A 17,771-nucleotide genomic window follows, 5' to 3' on the forward strand; every position below is an offset into this window, starting at 1 on the left:
TTAACCTCTCCCTTTGGTTTTTGTTTTCCAGGGTTTGTAGTTCTTTTCGGTCCAGTTGATGATCATTCCGGCGACGTTCTTGCCGGTGGCATTCTCGATGCCCTCCAGGCCCGGTGACGAGTTCACTTCCATCACCAGCGGCCCGCGGCTTGAGCGCAGCAGGTCCACACCGGCCACGTTGAGGCCCATGGACTTGGCGGCGGTAATGGCGGTGCGACGCTCCTCGGGGGTGATACGGACCAGCGAGGCGGTGCCGCCACGGTGCAGGTTGGAGCGGAACTCGCCTTCGGCGCCCTGGCGCTTCATGGCTGCAATCACCTTGTCACCAATGACAAAGCAACGGATATCGGCTCCGCCGGCTTCCTTGATGAATTCCTGCACCAGGATGTCCGCTTTCAGGCCCATGAAGGCCTCGATCACACTTTCGGCGGCCTTGCGGGTTTCCGCCAGCACCACGCCAATTCCCTGGGTGCCCTGCAACAGTTTAATCACCACCGGGGCGCCGCCGACCATCTTCAGCAGTTCGGGCACGTTGTCCGGCTTGTTGGCGAAACCGGTCACCGGCATCCCCACCCCTTTGCGGGCCAAAAGCTGCAGCGAGCGCAGTTTGTCCCGGGAGCGGGTGATGGCGACGGATTCGTTCACCGGGAATACGCCCATCATTTCAAACTGCCGCAATACCGCCGTGCCGTAGAAGGTTACCGAGGCGCCGATGCGGGGAATCACTACGTCAAAATCCTCCAGGACCTCCTCGTGATAGTGGATCTGGGGGCGCGCCGAGGTGATGTTCATGGAACAATGCAGGGCATCGATCACCCGCACTTCGTGACCCCGGTTGATACCCTCTTCCACCAGGCGACGAGTGGAATAGAGGTGGCGGTTACGCGAGAGTATCGCAATTTTCATTTCTTGGTCCTTAGAGCCGGCTCACCGGCGAGATAGGAAGATTCCGGTAACACAATGCTGCGTTCCGCCATCGCGGTGCGTCCCAGCAGCATGCGGAAGCGCATGGAGTCCCGGTTGGTCAGGGTCATTTCGATCGGCCAGATGGTATCACCCACCACCAGGCTGGTTTCAATCACCATCCTCAGTTCCCGGTGGCCACCGGAATCCGAGACGGTACGTTCGTCAAGCACCACGGCGTCACACTCGACCACCTCGTGCAGGTTGTTCTGCACCGGATGCACCCAGAACCGCACCCGGCGCTGGCCGTTCTCGGTGTAGGGCTCGGTGCGAAAGGTATGCAGACACGAGGTTCGCGCCCCGGTATCCACTTTGGCCTTGATCCTGGCGATGCCCAGGTCCGGCAAACCGACCCATTCCCGCCAGCCGAGCAGGATCCGGCCAGTTTCGTCGCCGGCCCGCTGCAGGCTGCTGCTTATCATGTCGGGTGAGGGATCTGATGGAGAGTTCCCGTTGTCATCCACCGGGTTCTTCGACATCCGCTTGTTCCTTCTGGCTGGTTCGTTCAGGCCTGAGCAGCTCCACCCGGAAGGGCGCGGAATGACTGCCGGCGTAAACACTGGTATGCGGGAAGGGAATTTCTATCCCTTCCCGGTCGAGGGTTTTCTTGACCGCGACCATCATGTCGCTGCGACCTTCGAGCACCCGGTCCCGGGCAACCCAGAATGAAAACTGCAGGTCGACCGAGGATGGCCCGAAACCGGTCACCAACACAAAGGGCTTGGGCTCTTCGAGGGCGGCACTGCTCTGTTCAGCAAGGTCCAGCAGCAGCGCTTCGACCCGTTCCACATCTTCAGCGTAGGCAATGCCCACGGTCAGATCCAGCCGGCGGATAGCGAAGCGGGAGCGGTTGACCACCCGGGTCTTGATCAGGGTTTCATTGGGGATGCGGACATAGAGGTTGTCGGTGGTGCGCAGCTTGACGCTGAGCATGTCGATACCGATCACCTCCCCGAGAGTACCTTCCACCTCGATAAAATCACCAATTTCAAAGGGGCGCTCCACCAGCAGGAACAGGCCGCTGATCATGTTGGATGCCGAGGTCTGGGACGCAAAGCCGATAGCCACCGTGAGGATACCCGCTGCCCCCAGCAGCACATCGAGGGAGAAGCCGACCTCGCGCATCGCGGCAACCAGGAAGATAACGAAAATCAGGTAGAACACCAGCCGCCGCATCATCACGGTATGGTGGCGGGATGCCCGCTCCTGCATAAAGCCGGAAACGCTGCGGGCGGCCAGCGACGCCAGCACAATGCCGAGCACCAACAGGAACAGCCCGCTGAACCACTGCAGCCAGGGAATGCTGGTCAACAGTTGCCTCAGGCCGCTTTCAAACTCTTCAATCACGCTTGCAGTCTCCCTGCGCCGGGGTTCATCCGGGGCACTCAGCCAAACATCCGGTCAAAGGCCCGGATCAGCCCGCCGCGTTCGCTTTTTTCCCGCGCCGGGCTGAGCAGCTGACAGCTGCCGGCGACTTCGGGAACCTTGCCATCCACTTTCAGGCGCGCGGAATTCATGTCGGTTTCGCACACCACGGTTACCCCGGGTGTCCACAACAGGCCCTTGTCATTGATATACAGCGACAATAGCGGCGTCGGCAGGCTGAACCGCTCCAGCAACAGGGCGTCATCACGGCGGTTAACAATGCGAACCGGGGTAATCGCCCGCCACGGGCGTTTGGGGACGGCTTCCAGCACCAGCCGCGCATAGCTGGGCGCCGAGTAACACAGGTCCCCTTCCATGGTGTTGCGGCCCACCCAGGTCATGGACGGATCCGCCAGCGGCAGTTCCACCAACTCGGTTTTACGCTCGCCCACGCAGATCCGCATCCACAGCAGGGTACCGACATAGATGGTACATTCGCCGGCGGCCGGAATGGTCAGTGGCTGATAGGGCCGGATCACGGTCGGCAAGCGCGCCAGGGCGGGCAGATAGGTCACGGTATTGTTGTCATCGCGGCGGATAAACCGCTGCAACGTCGCCTCGGCGCCCGGCAACACATACTGGGTGGTCTGCTCCCAGCGAATGCGGTCAACGCTTTGCGGTGTACGTTCGCTGCGAACCTGCCACTCCTTGTCCAGCAGCGTTACCCAAAGCCGGGTATGGCTGAGTTCGTGATACTGGGTTTCACCGGAGCTGAGGATGTAGGGATGATTCCAGGCGCCGTCTTGCGGGCCCGACGGCTCCTCACTGCTGTCAATCATGGTGCATCCAGATCTCCCGGGGTTTACGGTGTTAACTATAATCCAATCGCGGTACGGCAGCGAATATCCAAGCCAGTGATTTTATTACATCAATGAGTGGCCCCGGGCCAGAGGATGCCTATGACCCAGCTTGTCTGGTTTCGCAACGACCTGCGACTTGCCGACAACCCCGCCCTGACCGCCGCCTGCAGTGACCGCGACCGGGTGATTGCCTGTTTTATTGTCAGTCCCGGCCAGTGGCGGCAGCATGACTGGTCGGCGGCACGGGTCCGCTTTGTACTGGCGCATGCCAACGAGCTGTCCCGCCAGCTGGCAGCTCTGGGCATATCGCTGACCTTCCTCCGCGCTGACACCTTTGCCGATGCCATCCCCGCCCTCGCCACCTTGTGCCGCCAGCATGATGTCACCCACCTACACTTCAACGAAGAGTACGGCATCAACGAACGCCGCCGGGACAAACAGCTGAAGGATGCCCTCTCCACCAGCGGCCTGGCTATCAGCAAGTACCGCGACCAGTGCGCAGCGCCGGTGGGCAGTATCCTGACCCGGCAGCAGGAGCCCTACTCGGTGTTTACACCGTTCGCCCGTAACTGGCGCCAGTGGCTGGACGACAACCCGCCGCAACTACACCCGGTGCCAACGGCAAGGGGCGAGGCCGTCGCTGCCGCGCAGGTTGAAACCGGACTGGACGAGTTTGGTCCGGCGCCGGCCGCCCTGGTGCCCTGTGGCGAGGAGGCGGCACACCGGCAACTGGAAGCCTTCCTGACGGAGCGTGCCGGCCAGTACAAGGCGCAGCGGGATATCCCGGCAATCAACGGCACCAGCCAGCTTTCGCCCTACCTCGCCAACGGGGTGTTATCGGGGCGACAGTGCCTGGTGGCCGCGCGCCAGGCCCAGGCGATGGGCGGCAATCAGGAAGGCTTCACCACCTGGATCAACGAGATTGCCTGGCGGGACTTCTACATCCACATTCTCTGGCATTACCCCCGGATCAGCATGCACCGCGCCTTCAAACCGGAAACCGAGGCCCTGGTATGGAACCCGCCGGGCGAGGCTTTCGAGGCCTGGAAGGAGGGCCAAACCGGCGTTCCCATCGTTGATGCCGCCATGCGTCAACTCCGCCAGACCGGCTGGATGCACAACCGCCTGCGAATGATCACCGCCATGTTCCTGACCAAGAACCTGTTCATTGACTGGCGACTGGGAGAGCAGTGGTTTATGAACCAGCTGGTGGACGGCTTCCTGGCGTCAAACAACGGTGGCTGGCAATGGAGCGCGTCCACCGGCACCGATGCGGCGCCCTATTTCCGGGTGTTCAATCCGGCCACCCAGAGTGAACGGTTTGATCCTGACGGTGAATTTATCCGCCATTACGTGCCGGAGCTGGCGAAGCTGGACGCCAGGCGCATCCACCAGCCCTGGGCAGGGGGTGTTATCCCGAAGGGCTATCCGCGGCCGATTGTGGACCTGAAGGAAAGTCGCAAAGAAGCCATTGCCCGTTTCCAGGCGCTGAAAGACTGAACCGACACCACAGGACGGTGTGCGACGCGAGGCTCAGTGCCCGGCGCACACCGGACAGTCCGGATCCCGGGCCAGTTTCATCTCCCGCCAGTCGGCCTGCCAGGCGTCGAGAATCAACAACCGCCCTGTCAGCGGCCGGCCGACGCCGGAAATCACCTTGATGGCCTCCATCGCCTGGCTGGCACCGATCATGCCGACCAGCGGCCCGATCACCCCTGCCTCGGAGCAGGTCAGATCCTCGTTACCCTGCTCGGGGTAAAGGCAGTGGTAACAAGGGCTGGTCGGATCCCGGGAGTCAAACACCGAGAGCTGGCCTTCGCCGCGGATCGCGGCCCCGGACACCAGCGGCACCCCCGCCTTGACGCAGGCCCGGTTGAGGGCGAAGCGGGTGTTGAAATTGTCCGAGCAGTCCACCACCACACTGGCGGTATCCACCCGGTGCTGCAGTTCTGCGCCGTCCAGCCGCTGGCACAGCGCATCCACCGAGATCAGTGGATTGATGCTGCGGACCCGCGCTGCCAGGCTGGCGGCCTTGTCGTCGCCGATCTGGTCCTGGGCGAAGGCAATCTGGCGTTGCAGGTTGGCCAGTTCGATGCGGTCGTCGTCCACCAGGGTAAGATGACCGACCCCCGCCGCGCCCAGATACAGGGCAACCGGACATCCCAGGCCGCCGGCACCGACCACCAGTACCCGGGCGGATTTCAGCCGCGCCTGGCCAGCCACGTCAAACTTCGGCAACAGTATCTGGCGGCTGTACCGCAACAATTCCTCGTCACTCAGCATCGCTGCTCTCCCGGTGTGAAATTGGTCTCGGGGCATCGTCCGCCCCGACCTGGCGCTCCGGCCAGCAGCCCAGGGTCAGCCGTTCCTGGCCGCCATAATCCCGTCGGGTTGCCACCGCGGTGAATCCGGCGGCCGCAAACAGCTGGCGAACCGCCTCGCCCTGGTCGTAACCATGCTCCACCACCAGCCAACCCGCCGGCTGCAACCAGTCCGGGCTTTCGGCAATGATCACCCGCAGGTCATCCAGGCCGTCGTCACCGGCCACCAGCGCCGTCGATGGCTCGAAACGGACATCGCCCTGTTGTAGATGATGGTCATCCCGACGGATGTACGGTGGATTGGAAATGATGAGATCAAAACGCCCCGGCGGCAGGTCGGCAAACCAGTGGCTGACCACCACCTCCAGCGGCAGGCCGAGGGCGCAGGCATTACGGCGTGCCAGCTCGGCCGCGTCCGCCACTGCGTCACAGGCCATAACCTGCCACTGCGGTCGCTCGCTGGCCAACGCCAGGGCGATGGCACCGGTGCCGGTGCCCAGGTCAATCACCCGGGCCGCGCCCGGCAATGGCAACGCCAGCGCAGCCTCCACCAGGCACTCGGTATCCGGCCGCGGAATCAGGGTAGAAGGATTGACCTGCAGGGTCAGCGACCAGAAGCCCTGCTCGCCGAGCAGGTGGGCCACCGGTGTTCCGTTGGCACGCTGACTGACCAGAACCGCAAAATGTTCAGCGGCCTCGTCCGCCAGCTCGCGCTCGGGCCAGGCGCGGAAGCTGGTCCGGCTCCAGCCGGTCACCCGGGCCAGCAGGAGCTCGGCATCAAGCCGGGGCGAGTCGCCACCGATGGCGGCTGCGGCCTGCCTGAGTGCTTGCTCGCAGGTAAGCAACGGCTTACTCCTCGGCAATGCTGGCTAGCAGTTCGGCCTGGTGCTCCTGCTGCAGGGGCACGATAACCGGGTCCAGATCGCCGCCGATCACCTCATCGAGTTTGTACAGGGTAAGGTTGATACGGTGGTCGGTAATGCGGCCCTGGGGAAAGTTGTAGGTACGGATTCGCTCCGAGCGGTCGCCACTGCCGACCAGGCTCTTGCGGGTTTCTGCCATGGATTTCTGCTGCCGCTCCAGCTCCGCATTCTGCAAGCGGGAAGCCAGCAGGCTCATTGCCTTGGCCCGGTTCTTGTGCTGGGAGCGCTCTTCCTGGCATTCCACCACGATCCCGGACGGAAGGTGGGTGATCCGGATGGCGGAGTCGGTCTTGTTGACGTGCTGGCCACCGGCACCGGAGGAGCGGAAGGTGTCGATGCGCAGGTCTGCCTTGTTGATCTCGACCGCCTCGGCTTCGTCGGCTTCCGGCATCACCGCGACCGTACAGGCGGAGGTATGGATACGGCCCTGGGATTCGGTTTCCGGCACCCGCTGCACCCGGTGGGCGCCGGATTCGAATTTCAGCGCTCCGTAGGCGCCGGCACCCACCACGTGACTGATGATTTCCTTGTAACCGCCATGCTCACCGGGGCTCTCACTGATCACCTCAACCTGCCAGCGGCGACGCTCGGCGTAGCGCAGGTACATGCGGAACAGATCGCCGGCAAAAATGGCCGCCTCGTCACCACCGGTCCCGGCACGGATCTCCAGGAAGGCACTGCGGCTATCATTGGGATCTTTCGGCAGCATCAGCCGCTGCAGCTCCTCATCCAGCTCGGCGACCTTGCGACGGGCAACATCCAGTTCCTCTTCCGCCATCTCCCGCATCTCGGCGTCACCGTCGCGGGCCAGTTCGGTGGCGGCATCGACATCACCCAGCGCCTCGCGATAGGCCCGGAAGCCCAGAACAACCGGCTCGATCTCGGCGAACTCCCGGGACAACTCGCGGAACTGGTCCTGGCGGGCGATCACCCCCTGATCGCTGAGCAACGCGCTGACCTCCTCGTAGCGGTCAACCAACTGCTCGAGGCGGGACTGTATCGATGACTTCATAGTTTTTCCGGGGTGATGTCAGCCTCGGCTTCGCGGGCTTCCAACTGGTGCAGTTCACGCAGCCACTCGGTCACTTCCGGCCGGCCTTCGGCCGTTGCCTTGCGTACCTGGACGGAGGGCTCATGGAGGAGTTTGTTGGTCAGGCCCCGCGCCAGACTGCGCAGGACGGTTTCCGGGTCACCGCCATTGCGCAGTGCCCGCAGGGCTTTTTCGGTTTCCAGGTCCCGCAGCGTTTCTGCCCGCTGGCGGAACTGTTTCAGGGTGGATACCGCATCCAGCGCCCGCAACTGGGCGAGGAAGTCCTGGGCGCCGGCGGTAATCAGGTTCTCGGCTTCCCGGGCTGCCCCTTCCCGGGAACGGATATTCTCTTCGATAACGTGGCGCAGGTCATCGACGGTATAAAGGTAGACGTCAGCCAGGTCGGCCACTTCCGGCTCGATATCCCGGGGCACCGCAATATCCACCATGAAATACGGCCGGTGCTTGCGGTGCTTCAGCGCACGCTCCACCGCCCCCTTGCCGAGTATCGGCAGCGGGCTCGCTGTTGACGAGATGATGATATCCACCTCGGCAAGATGGTCGGGAATCTCGGACAACAGAATACCCCGCCCGTTGTGGGATTCCGCCAGAACCTGGGCACGCTCGAGGGTCCGGTTGGCAACCAGGAAATCCCGGACGCCGGCATCGGCCAGGTGGCGGGCAACCAGTTCGATGGTTTTACCGGCGCCAATCAGCAGCGCGCGGTTGCGGGACATGTCGGAAAAGATATGGTGCGCCATGCTGACCGCAGCATAGGCGACTGACACCGGATTCTCGCCGATCGCTGTCTGGGTTCGGACCCGCTTGGCCACCGAGAACGCCTGTTCGAACAGACGCGACAGGAAACTGCCGGTGGCCCCCTTCTCCCGGGCCAGGGCATAGGCATCCTTGAGCTGGCCGAGAATCTGTGGCTCACCCAGCACCATCGAGTCGAGCCCGCTGGCCACCCGCATGATGTGGCGCACCGCATCGGTGTCCCAGTGGGTGTACAGCACTTCCTCCAGCTCACTGGCGTCAAGGCCGTGGAAGCCGGCAAGCCAGCGCAGTACCTGCGGAGCACAGTCGTCGTCACCGGCCAGGTAAAGTTCGGTGCGGTTACAGGTGGAAAGAATGGCCGCCTCGGTCGCACCGGTGGTCGCGCGCAACTCCGCCAATGCCTCGACCATGCGCTCAGGCGTGAACGCAACGCGCTCACGGAGCTCCACGGGGGCCGTGCGATGGTTAATACCCAGCGTTAGCAATGCCATATCAGAGTAAGACTACCCTCATCACCTGTTGTTCGGCTTATGGTCGTCACCTTGTCCCGGCACGCGGCGCACCTGGACGACGGGAACGGGAAACAAGCCGGTTCTGCCAGCATTTTAACGGCCGGACCGCTCCGCTGCCACCCAAATGTCCAACAGGTATGGGGAAGTGCGGACAGGTTGGGCAAGATCAGATGCTTATGCCATCATAGAACCCTACCCGGCCCGGATTTGCGGCCGGCCTGATATGTCGTCAGGTGCACCGTCTTCTGAACACAGGATGTCACATGCAAAAAGTTGTCTTGCTGTTGCTCTCCGGCCTGATCGGCCTGACTGTTTCCGGCTGCGCCAGCGTCACCGCCGGGCCGGACACCACGGAGGCAGAGGCACAAGCCGCACCGGTAAAGGAGGCCACAGAGGAAGCCGGAGGCACCGCCGAGGTCAACTACGCCGATTTCGAACCGGAAGTCCTGTATCTGTTGCTGGGCGCCGAGATTGCCGGTCAGCGCGGCCGCTTTGACGTCACGCTCGCCAACTATGTGCAGGCGGCCAAGCTGTCCCGCGACGAAGGCATTACCGAGCGCGCGATGCGGATTTCCCAGTCCCTCAACGCCGACAACGCCCAGCGCCAGCTGGCCAAACTGTGGCTGGAGATTGATCCGGCCAGTCTGGAGGCCCACCGCGTCTCGGCGATTCAGGCCCTGCGCGGAAACAACCTGGAAACCGCCCTCTCCCACATGGAGCAGATCATGGATCTGGGCGGCGATGCCGATTTTGACAGCCTGGCGGCGATGGCCGGCAACCTGCCGCCGGAACAGCAGCAGGAAATGCTTACTCTCTATACCCGACTGGCCGAGCGTCACCCCGACAATCCGGAAATTGAATACGGCATCGCACTGCTACTGAAGATGACCGGTGAGCCAAACCAGGGGCTTGAGCGCCTCAATACGTTACTGGAGCAGCACCCCAACTTTCAGCCCGCCATCATCCTCAAGGGGGATCTGCTCTACCAGACCGGGCGCAAGATGTCGGCCCTGGACTACCTGCTGAAGAACACCCGCCGCTTCCCGCAGAACCGCCAGATGGGCACGCTCTATGGCCGCATGCTGATCAGCGAGGGGGAGATGCGCGCCGCACAGGACGAGTTCGCCCGCCTGGTCAGACAGTTCCCGGACATCCCCGGGCTGCGCCTTTCCCACGCTCTGGTCGCCCTGGAAAATGGCGAACTCGCCCTGGCCCGCAAGGAACTGACCCAGCTGATCAGCGAGGGTCACCATACTGACGAAGCCCACTATTACCTCGGCCGCATTGCCGACGACGAAGGCAAACCCAAACTTGCGATCGGCTATTACGAGCAGGTAGAGGCAGGCAGCCATTATTTTCCCGCCCTCGCCCGGGCCAGCGAGTTGCGCGCTGATGCCGGACAACTTGACGAGGCCCTGGCCAGCATCCGCCGCATGCGCGAAACCCACCCGGAGCAGGGTGAAAGCTTCTGGCTGCTGGAAATCAATCTGCTGATGGACCGGGATCTGCAACAGCGGGCCCTGGACAGCGCCAGCCAGGCACTCGACCAATACCCCGACAGCATCCGCATCCGCTATTCACGGGCCATGCTGCTGGACGCCCTGAACCGGCCGGCGGACGCCGAGCAGGACCTGCGCACTCTGCTGGAGCAGGATCCGCAGAATGCCGTCGCCCTCAACGCCCTGGGCTATATCCTGACCACCCGCACGGACCGCCTGGGCGAGGCCCGCAGCCTGATCGAACGCGCCCTCAGCCTGGACCCGGAAAACCCGGCCATCCTCGACAGCATGGGGTGGGTGCTGTACCGCCAGGGCGACCTGAGCGGCGCCATCGATTACCTCGAACAGGCCTACGCCGCCTTCCCCGATCCGGAGGTGGCCGCCCACTATGGCGAAGCCCTCTGGGTGAGCGGCCAGCAAACCCAGGCCCGCATCATCTGGAAAGAAGGCCTTGCAGCCAACCCGGAACATCCGCTGTTACTGGAGACCATCCAGCGGCTGACAGGAACGGACGACTTATGAAACTCGCCACCATCTGGCCGGCAGCAGCCGTCGCTGCGGGCCTGTTGCTGAGCGCCTGCTCCACCATCACCATGGAACCCCTGCCGGAGGGCCTGACCAGCCAGCCCCCGGCGAACTGGGGCGAACGCAGCGCCACCCTGAAAAGCCTGACCCGCTGGGAACTGGCTGGCAAGCTGGCCGTTCGCCAGCCGTCCGACAGCGGAACGGCCGTGATCAACCACTGGATACAGAATGGCGAAGCCTATGACCTGTCGCTGTCCTCTGCCTTCCTCGGACTGGGCCAGACCCGCCTCAAGGGTGTGCCGGGTTTCCTGGAACTCACCCTGTCCGATGGCGAGACTTACACCTCGTCGGACCCGGAGAGCCTGATCGAAGCCGCAACCGGCTGGCAGCTGCCGATCGACAGCCTGGTATGGTGGGTACGCGGGCTACCGGGGCCCGCGGAGGACTTCCGCCTCTACTTCGACCAGCAAAGCCGTCTGGCCATGATCCGCCAGCATGGCTGGGAAATCCGTTATGACCGCTGGCAGGCCTCCGGCAACCGCTATCCCGAACTACCGGCACGGATCACCGCCCTGAAGGGTGACAAGCGGGTCCGCCTGGTCATCACCGACTGGCAAATCTGAACCCACCGTGGAAGCAGCTCGCACCATGACCACACCAAATCCGCTCACCCTGCCCTCGCCGGCGAAACTGAACCTGTTTCTTCATATCGTCGGCCGCCGGCCTGACGGCTATCACGAACTGCAGACCCTGTTCCAGTTCCTCGATTACGGCGACGACCTCACCTTCACGCTCACCACAGCGCCCGGTGTGCGCCTGGAGAATCCGTTGCCTGGTGTGGCGGACGAAGACAACCTCATCATCCGTGCCGCCCGCCTGCTGGCCTCCACCACGCCTCGTGAATTACCCGGTGTGACCATCCGGCTCGACAAACGCCTGCCCATGGGCGGCGGGCTCGGCGGCGGCAGCTCCAACTGCGCGACCACCCTGCTCGGCCTTAACCATCTGTGGAACCTTGGGCTGAGCATCGACCGACTGGCCGAACTGGGCCTCAGCCTGGGTGCCGACGTACCGGTCTTTGTCCGCGGTTTTGCCGCTTGGGGCGAGGGTGTCGGAGAGAAACTGACGCCGGCCCATCCGCCGGAGGACTGGTTCGTGGTTCTGAAACCTGCCTGCGATATAAACACCGGAAATATTTTTTCAGAACAAGGGTTGACAAGGGACACCCCTAGAATCAAAATAGCGCCCGCTTTTGAGGGAGACGCCTCGAGGTACCGAAACGACTGTGAGGATGTAGTTCGCAAACTGTATCCGGAGGTTAACCAAAGCCTGACATGGCTTTCACAATTCGGACCTGCAAGATTAACCGGAACCGGGGCTTGCATTTTTGGACGTTTCCCGACAGAATCCGCAGCCCGGATTATCTGGGAAAGCAAACCCTCCGGCATCACGGGGTTCGTAGCTAAAGGGGTGAACATTTCACCTCTACACAAAAAGCTGACAGAGCTAAGATGATGCCGAAAAAGCACGATACTGGGGTGTCGCCAAGTGGTAAGGCAACGGGTTTTGATCCCGTCATGCGTAGGTTCGAATCCTACCACCCCAGCCACCTTTCTCCCGCTTCTTCTGAATCAAACGCCGATACTGAGAAGGATGCCGTCGTGTCCAAACTGATGATCTTTTCCGGTAATGCCAATCCGGAACTCGCCAAAGCCATTGCCCAGAAACTGCACATCCCGATGGGCCAAGCGACCGTTGGCCGCTTCAGCGACGGCGAAACCACTGTAGAAATCAACGAGAATGTTCGTGGTCACGACGTCTTTATCATCCAGCCCACGTGCTACCCGACCAACGACAACCTGATGGAACTGATCGTGATGGCCGACGCCCTGCGCCGCGCCTCCGCCACACGTATCACGGCCGTCATCCCCTATTACGGCTATGCCCGCCAGGACCGTCGCGTACGCTCCACCCGCGTTGCCATCAGCGCCAAGGTGGTTGCCGACATGATCTCCAGCATCGGCGTAGACCGGGTGCTGACGGTCGACCTGCACGCCGACCAGATCCAGGGTTTCTTCGACATTCCGGTTGATAACATTTACGCCACACCGGTACTGCTCGACGATATCGAGAAGCAGCGCTTCGAGAACTTCATCGTGGTCTCCCCGGATGTCGGTGGCGTGGTACGTGCCCGCGCCGTTGCCAAGCGCCTGAACGACGCCGACCTGGCCATCATCGACAAGCGTCGTCCGAAGGCCAACGTATCCCAGGTCATGCACATCATCGGTGATGTCAAAGACAAGACCTGCATTCTGGTCGACGACATCGTCGACACAGCCGGCACCCTCTGCAAGGCGGCGAACGCCCTGAAAGAGCACGGTGCAGCACGGGTGGTCGCCTACATCACCCATCCGGTTCTTTCTGGCCCGGCCGTTGACAACATCAACGCCTCCAAGCTGGATGAACTGGTGGTGTGTGACACCATCCCGCTGGATGACAAAGCGAAGAATTGTGATAGAATCCGCCCCCTCAGCATGGCGGGCCTGCTGGCAGAGTCGATTCGTCGCGTCAGCAATGAAGAGTCCATCAGCGCCATGTTCGAGAACGCCTGACCTTAAAGTTCCGCTTTTTCAGGCTGATCAGCAAGATACCGGGTCGGGAGCCTAATCAGGCTCCCGACCCTTTTAGTCAACCGGAGAAATAACTCTCCGGTTTTTCAGAAACGTCATCTGTCCTTCGCCTGGTCGCGGGCCGTTCAGATGAAGATTGAGGTACATACCATGTCCCAGGAATTTGTAATCGAAGCATTTCCTCGTGGCGATCAGGGGAAGGGTGCGAGCCGCCGCCTGCGTCGTGAGGAGCGTAAAATCCCGGCCATCATCTACGGTGGTAACAAGGAAGCAACAGCCATTTCCATCTGGCACAACGAGATCAAGAAAGCCCTGGAAAACGAAGCCTTCTTCTCTCACATCCTGACCATCGAAATTGATGGCAAGAAAGAAAGCGTCATCCTGAAAGATCTGCAGCGTCATCCGTACAAGCCGCTGCTGACCCACGCTGACTTCCTGCGCGTTGACAAGGACCACGAAATCCACGTCAACGTACCGCTGCACTTCCTCAACGAGGAAACCGCACCGGCCGTCAAGCTCCAGGGTGGCTCCGTTTCCCACCAGATGACCGAAGTGGAAGTGATCTGCCTGCCGCAGAACCTGCCCGAGTTCATCGAAGTTGACCTGATGGACGTGGCGATGGACCAGGTGGTTCACCTGTCCGACCTGAAACTGCCGGAAGGCGTTCGCATTGCCGCTCTGGCTCAGGGTGAAGACCACAACCTGCCGGTTCTGGCCATTCACAAGCCGAAAGGCGCGAAGAGCGAAGAAGAAAGCTCTGAAGAGTCCGGCGAAGAGTAAAACCGGTCTACCGACTGGTGACTCAGGGGGCAACGGCAAGTGGCGCAGGATATTGTCATGGTGGTTGGCCTGGGAAATCCCGGAGCCGACTATGAAAATACCCGCCATAACGCCGGCGCCCTCTTCGTCGAAGCACTGGCCCGCGCCGCGGGCCAGACGCTCCGCCCGGAGCGCAAGTACCACGGCTTGTACGCCCGTATCCAGTGGCAGGGTCTCGACCTGCACCTGCTGAACCCCACTACGTTCATGAACCGCAGCGGCCTGGCCATCAAGGCACTGGCGGACTTCTTCAAGATTCCCCCCGAGCAGATTCTGGTTGCCCACGACGAACTGGACCTGCCTCCCGGCACCGCCAAACTGAAGAAAGGTGGCGGCCACGGCGGCCACAACGGCCTCCGCGATACCATTGCCCACCTCGGCAGCAACAGCTTCCAGCGCCTGCGCCTGGGCATCGGCCATCCCGGCGATAGCCGCAAGGTGACCGGTTTTGTACTCGGCAAGCTGGGGAAACAGGAAACCGAAGACCTCAACGCGGTTTTCGACGAAACCCTGCGGGTGCTCCCGGACGCCGCCAACGGCAAACTGGCTGCTGCCATGAACCGGCTGCACAGCTTCAAACCCAAACCCTGAGCGGTACCAGCACCCTTCTCGCCTGCTCGCACCCGCCGGCAGACACCGGTATAATCCGCCCACACAATTTCCGTACCAGCAGAGGCACTCCATGGGATTTAACTGCGGCATCGTCGGCCTTCCCAACGTCGGCAAATCCACCCTGTTCAACGCACTGACCAAAGCCGGCATCGGCGCAGAGAATTTCCCTTTCTGCACCATCGAGCCCAATGCCGGTGTGGTGGCCATGCCCGATCCTCGCCTGACCAAGCTGGCCGAGATCGTCAAACCTGAACGGGTAGTCCCCACTACCATGGAGTTTGTCGACATTGCCGGCCTGGTCGCCGGCGCCTCGAAAGGTGAAGGCCTGGGCAACCAGTTCCTGGCCAACATTCGCCAGACCGACGCCATCGCCCATGTGGTGCGCTGCTTTGACGACAGCAACGTCATCCACGTCGCCAACAAGGTTGACCCCGCCGCCGACATCGAAGTAATCAACACCGAGCTTGCCCTCGCCGACATGGACACTGTGGAAAAGGCCATCAAGCGGGTCCAGCGGGTGGCCAAGAGCGGTGACAAGCAGGCCAAGGCCCAGCTGGACATCTTCGAGCGTCTGCTGCCGGTACTGAACGAAGGCAAGCCGGTACGCGGCATGGGCCTCGACAAGGATGAAATGGCGCTGATCCGTGAGCTGTGCCTGCTGACGGTCAAGCCCACCATGTACATCGCCAACGTCGACGAGAACGGCTTTGAGAACAACCCCTACCTCGACAAGGTGAAAGAGATCGCCGCAGCCGAGAATGCCGTGGTCGTCCCGATCTGCAACAAACTGGAAGCCGAGATCGCGGAACTGGACGATGACGAGAAGAGCATCTTCCTGGACGAGATGGGCATGGACGAACCGGGCCTCGACCGGGTGATCCGCGCCGGCTACAGCCTCCTCGACCTGCAGACATATTTTACTGCCGGGGTTAAAGAAGTCCGCGCCTGGACCGTTCGGGTTGGCGCTACCGCGCCCCAGGCCGCCGCGGTCATCCACACCGACTTCGAGCGGGGCTTCATCCGTGCCGAAGTCATCAGCTACAACGACTTCGTCCAGTTCAACGGTGAAGCCGGTGCCAAGGATGCCGGCAAATGGCGCCTTGAGGGCAAGGACTACATCGTCCAGGACGGCGACGTTATCCACTTCCGCTTCAACGTATAAATTTTTCGGCAAAAATCGGGTTCATGGTCTTGACAGACGGAGCCCGAATACTGAAAATACGCGCCTCGTTTGGGGCATTGCCCAGAGCGAAATGGCAAGGTAGCTCAGTTGGTTAGAGCACAGCACTCATAATGCTGGGGTCGGCGGTTCAACTCCGCCCCTTGCTACCAGTATTAGGAAAGCCCGACTCGCAAGAGCCGGGCTTTTTTCGTTTCAGACTGGTTAGCCCTAACCCCGCCAGAAATGACGCGAGAACAGCACAAACACGCTGAGCAGCTCGAGCCGCCCCAACAGCATCACCACCATCAAAACCCATTTCGCCGCATCCGGCAGGGCCTGGAAGTTGCCTGCCGGGCCAATGCTGCCGCCCAGGCCCGGCCCCACGTTCGCCAGCGCCGTCGCAGCGCCGGTGAGGCTGGTCACCAGATCGAGACCTAGCGCTGCGAGGATCGCTGCCGAGACTGCGAGGGTGGCCAGGAAAATAAATGAGAAGGCGACCGAAGAGGCAACAATTTCATCACTGATAATCCGGCCATTGTAATGACGCGCCATTACCGCATTGGGATGAAGCAGGCGAATCACCTGCTCGCGCAATAGCAACATGGACAACTGGAAGCGAAAGATCTTCATCCCTCCACTGGTGGAGCCGGAGCAGCCGCCCACAAAGGTCAGGAAAAAGAACAGTACGATCACCAGTGGCCCCCAGAGGGTATAGTCCTCGCTGGCATAGCCGGTAGTCGTCACCACGGACGTGACATTAAACAAGGCATGAACGAAGGCATCGACTGCCGGGGCCTGGTCCACCAGCATCCGATAGACGGCAATCACCAGGGCCACCCCGAACAGGAACTGCAGGAAGAAGTGCACCTGCTTATCCCGCAACAGCGGCATGTACTGACCGTTCAGCAAGCGCACAAACAGAAAGAAGGGAATGCCGCCGAGCATCATGAAGAAGGACGACGCGAGCAGGATGGCGCTACCGTCGAACTGTCCCATGGAGCTGTCCGAGGTCGAGTAGCCCCCTGTGGAAACGGTGGTCAGGGCGTGATTGATGGCATTGAACAGGTCCATTCCCAGCACCCAATACACCAGGATGCAGCCGGCAGTAATCGCCAGGTAGCTGAACACCAGCCCGCGCGCCAGCCGGTTGGTACGCGGCACCGCCTTTTCAGTCCACTCGGACGATTCGGTGGCAAACAGGCGCATGCCACCAATCCTCAGGAATGGCAGCACCGCAACTGCCATGCCGATGATTCCGATGCCCCCCATCCACTGCATGATCGATCGCCACAGCAGGATGTCATCCGGCAGATTATCAAGACCGGTCAGCACCGTGGACCCCGTGGTGGTAACCCCCGAAATACTCTCGAAGAAGGCATCTGTAACGGAAAGGTTGAGATCGCTCAGCAGCAGCGGAAAACTTGAGAAGATCGGGATGACAATCCAGGCCGAAACGGTCAGCAGGAACATTTCACGCTGCTTGAGACCATGGCGCTTACGGCCTGTCACCATGAAGCAGGCCAAGCCGACCGTGAAACAGATCAACGCCGACCGGATAAACGCCCAGCGATCAGGAATGTCTCCGAACAGGAGCAAATTGACTGGCAGGGTGATCAGGAAGCTGAGCAGAATCAGCAGGAACCCAATGATCTGCACGACAGGAAGAATTCTCACGGAACACACAACCCCAGCACACCGCCAGAAGTGCCGCAAGAATAGCACAGGTTTATCTTGCGGCGACGGGATTATCTCCCTCTTCTCCCGCCGGCCCCG

17 protein-coding genes and 2 tRNA genes are annotated in these 17,771 nt (G+C 61.6%); 10 read left to right on the plus strand and 9 right to left on the minus strand.

What is annotated here, in order from left to right; genetic code table 11:
- The 4 genes from rimK to CLH61_RS11400 are packed head-to-tail and all read right to left on the minus strand — an operon-like array spanning position 1 to position 3,167.
- Positions 1 to 906, minus strand: coding sequence for a 30S ribosomal protein S6--L-glutamate ligase (gene rimK, locus CLH61_RS11385; RefSeq protein WP_099614857.1), 906 nt, complete (start codon positions 904 to 906; stop codon positions 1 to 3).
- Positions 903 to 1,385 (minus strand): ATP-dependent zinc protease family protein, encoded by a 483-nt coding sequence (locus tag CLH61_RS11390; protein ID WP_211289110.1) that lies wholly within the window; start codon positions 1,383 to 1,385, stop codon positions 903 to 905. Before CLH61_RS11390 ends, rimK begins: the two co-directional genes overlap by 4 nt.
- Before the next feature lie 34 nt (positions 1,386 to 1,419).
- Positions 1,420 to 2,310: a mechanosensitive ion channel family protein gene (locus CLH61_RS11395; protein ID WP_099614859.1), complete on the minus strand. Its 891-nt coding sequence runs from the start codon at positions 2,308 to 2,310 to the stop codon at positions 1,420 to 1,422.
- Positions 2,311 to 2,348: 38 nt separating this feature from the next.
- On the minus strand, positions 2,349 to 3,167 hold the full coding sequence (locus CLH61_RS11400) for a hypothetical protein (protein WP_099614860.1): 819 nt from the start codon (positions 3,165 to 3,167) through the stop codon (positions 2,349 to 2,351).
- A gap of 120 nt (positions 3,168 to 3,287) precedes the next feature.
- Here CLH61_RS11400 and phrB point away from each other — a divergent pair, with 120 nt between their 5' ends.
- Positions 3,288 to 4,688: a deoxyribodipyrimidine photo-lyase gene (phrB, locus tag CLH61_RS11405; protein WP_099614861.1), complete on the plus strand. Its 1,401-nt coding sequence runs from the start codon at positions 3,288 to 3,290 to the stop codon at positions 4,686 to 4,688.
- Positions 4,689 to 4,721: 33 nt separating this feature from the next.
- On the opposite strand, the gene CLH61_RS11410 is transcribed toward phrB, so the two are convergent.
- The 4 genes from CLH61_RS11410 to hemA are packed head-to-tail and all read right to left on the minus strand — an operon-like array spanning position 4,722 to position 8,730.
- A complete protein-coding gene (locus tag CLH61_RS11410; protein WP_099614862.1) occupies positions 4,722 to 5,471 on the minus strand; it encodes a HesA/MoeB/ThiF family protein in 750 nt (249 codons plus the stop codon).
- Positions 5,461 to 6,354: a peptide chain release factor N(5)-glutamine methyltransferase gene (gene prmC / locus CLH61_RS11415; RefSeq protein ID WP_228152621.1), complete on the minus strand. Its 894-nt coding sequence runs from the start codon at positions 6,352 to 6,354 to the stop codon at positions 5,461 to 5,463. The genes CLH61_RS11410 and prmC overlap by 11 nt, the downstream gene beginning before the upstream one ends.
- A gap of 4 nt (positions 6,355 to 6,358) precedes the next feature.
- Positions 6,359 to 7,444 carry a peptide chain release factor 1 gene (prfA, locus tag CLH61_RS11420; protein ID WP_099614864.1) on the minus strand — a complete coding sequence of 362 codons (1,086 nt, stop codon included), beginning with the start codon at positions 7,442 to 7,444 and terminating at the stop codon, positions 6,359 to 6,361.
- Positions 7,441 to 8,730 (minus strand): glutamyl-tRNA reductase, encoded by a 1,290-nt coding sequence (gene hemA / locus CLH61_RS11425; protein ID WP_099614865.1) that lies wholly within the window; start codon positions 8,728 to 8,730, stop codon positions 7,441 to 7,443. Before hemA ends, prfA begins: the two co-directional genes overlap by 4 nt.
- A 284-nt stretch (positions 8,731 to 9,014) precedes the next feature.
- On the opposite strand from hemA, the gene CLH61_RS11430 reads away from it, so the two are divergent.
- From CLH61_RS11430 to CLH61_RS11470, 9 genes are all read left to right on the plus strand, one after another.
- Positions 9,015 to 10,772, plus strand: a complete 1,758-nt coding sequence (locus CLH61_RS11430) for a tetratricopeptide repeat protein (protein ID WP_099614866.1) — start codon at positions 9,015 to 9,017, stop codon at positions 10,770 to 10,772.
- Entirely contained in the window at positions 10,769 to 11,398 is a 630-nt protein-coding gene (gene lolB / locus CLH61_RS11435) for a lipoprotein insertase outer membrane protein LolB (RefSeq protein WP_099614867.1), read from the plus strand. The genes CLH61_RS11430 and lolB overlap by 4 nt, the downstream gene beginning before the upstream one ends.
- A gap of 25 nt (positions 11,399 to 11,423) precedes the next feature.
- Positions 11,424 to 12,290, plus strand: a complete 867-nt coding sequence (gene ispE / locus CLH61_RS11440; RefSeq protein ID WP_099614868.1) for a 4-(cytidine 5'-diphospho)-2-C-methyl-D-erythritol kinase — start codon at positions 11,424 to 11,426, stop codon at positions 12,288 to 12,290.
- 19 nt (positions 12,291 to 12,309) lie between these two features.
- Positions 12,310 to 12,384, plus strand: a tRNA-Gln gene (locus CLH61_RS11445).
- 52 nt (positions 12,385 to 12,436) lie between these two features.
- Positions 12,437 to 13,387 carry a ribose-phosphate diphosphokinase gene (locus CLH61_RS11450; RefSeq protein ID WP_099614869.1) on the plus strand — a complete coding sequence of 317 codons (951 nt, stop codon included), beginning with the start codon at positions 12,437 to 12,439 and terminating at the stop codon, positions 13,385 to 13,387.
- A 168-nt stretch (positions 13,388 to 13,555) separates the two neighbouring features.
- Positions 13,556 to 14,185, plus strand: coding sequence for a 50S ribosomal protein L25/general stress protein Ctc (locus tag CLH61_RS11455; RefSeq protein WP_099614983.1), 630 nt, complete (start codon positions 13,556 to 13,558; stop codon positions 14,183 to 14,185).
- 57 nt (positions 14,186 to 14,242) lie between these two features.
- Entirely contained in the window at positions 14,243 to 14,815 is a 573-nt protein-coding gene (gene pth, locus CLH61_RS11460; RefSeq protein WP_228152622.1) for an aminoacyl-tRNA hydrolase, read from the plus strand.
- Between the two features lie 91 nt (positions 14,816 to 14,906).
- Positions 14,907 to 15,998: a redox-regulated ATPase YchF gene (gene ychF / locus CLH61_RS11465; RefSeq protein ID WP_099614871.1), complete on the plus strand. Its 1,092-nt coding sequence runs from the start codon at positions 14,907 to 14,909 to the stop codon at positions 15,996 to 15,998.
- A 93-nt stretch (positions 15,999 to 16,091) separates the two neighbouring features.
- A tRNA-Met gene (locus CLH61_RS11470) sits at positions 16,092 to 16,168 on the plus strand.
- A 58-nt stretch (positions 16,169 to 16,226) separates the two neighbouring features.
- Here the strand turns inward: CLH61_RS11470 and CLH61_RS11475 are convergent.
- Positions 16,227 to 17,672, minus strand: coding sequence for a TrkH family potassium uptake protein (locus CLH61_RS11475; RefSeq protein ID WP_228152623.1), 1,446 nt, complete (start codon positions 17,670 to 17,672; stop codon positions 16,227 to 16,229).
- Between the last annotated feature and the right edge of the window lie 99 nt (positions 17,673 to 17,771).

Source organism: Marinobacter profundi, from assembly GCF_002744715.1.
Lineage (GTDB): Bacteria > Pseudomonadota > Gammaproteobacteria > Pseudomonadales > Oleiphilaceae > Marinobacter > Marinobacter profundi.

Excerpts from the sequence above, each read along its gene's own strand:
- ispE (WP_099614868.1), top strand. The coding sequence starts at position 11,424 with ATGACCACACCAAATCCGCTCACCCTGCCCTCGCCGGCGAAACTGAAC.
- pth (WP_228152622.1), top strand. The coding sequence starts at position 14,243 with ATGGTGGTTGGCCTGGGAAATCCCGGAGCCGACTATGAAAATACCCGC.
- CLH61_RS11430 (WP_099614866.1), top strand. The coding sequence starts at position 9,015 with ATGCAAAAAGTTGTCTTGCTGTTGCTCTCCGGCCTGATCGGCCTGACT.
- hemA (WP_099614865.1), bottom strand. The coding sequence starts at position 8,730 with ATGGCATTGCTAACGCTGGGTATTAACCATCGCACGGCCCCCGTGGAG.
- phrB (WP_099614861.1), top strand. The coding sequence starts at position 3,288 with ATGACCCAGCTTGTCTGGTTTCGCAACGACCTGCGACTTGCCGACAAC.
- rimK (WP_099614857.1), bottom strand. The coding sequence starts at position 906 with ATGAAAATTGCGATACTCTCGCGTAACCGCCACCTCTATTCCACTCGT.
- ychF (WP_099614871.1), top strand. The coding sequence starts at position 14,907 with ATGGGATTTAACTGCGGCATCGTCGGCCTTCCCAACGTCGGCAAATCC.
- CLH61_RS11455 (WP_099614983.1), top strand. The coding sequence starts at position 13,556 with ATGTCCCAGGAATTTGTAATCGAAGCATTTCCTCGTGGCGATCAGGGG.
- prfA (WP_099614864.1), bottom strand. The coding sequence starts at position 7,444 with ATGAAGTCATCGATACAGTCCCGCCTCGAGCAGTTGGTTGACCGCTAC.
- CLH61_RS11400 (WP_099614860.1), bottom strand. The coding sequence starts at position 3,167 with ATGATTGACAGCAGTGAGGAGCCGTCGGGCCCGCAAGACGGCGCCTGG.
- CLH61_RS11410 (WP_099614862.1), bottom strand. The coding sequence starts at position 5,471 with ATGCTGAGTGACGAGGAATTGTTGCGGTACAGCCGCCAGATACTGTTG.
- CLH61_RS11390 (WP_211289110.1), bottom strand. The coding sequence starts at position 1,385 with ATGATAAGCAGCAGCCTGCAGCGGGCCGGCGACGAAACTGGCCGGATC.
- lolB (WP_099614867.1), top strand. The coding sequence starts at position 10,769 with ATGAAACTCGCCACCATCTGGCCGGCAGCAGCCGTCGCTGCGGGCCTG.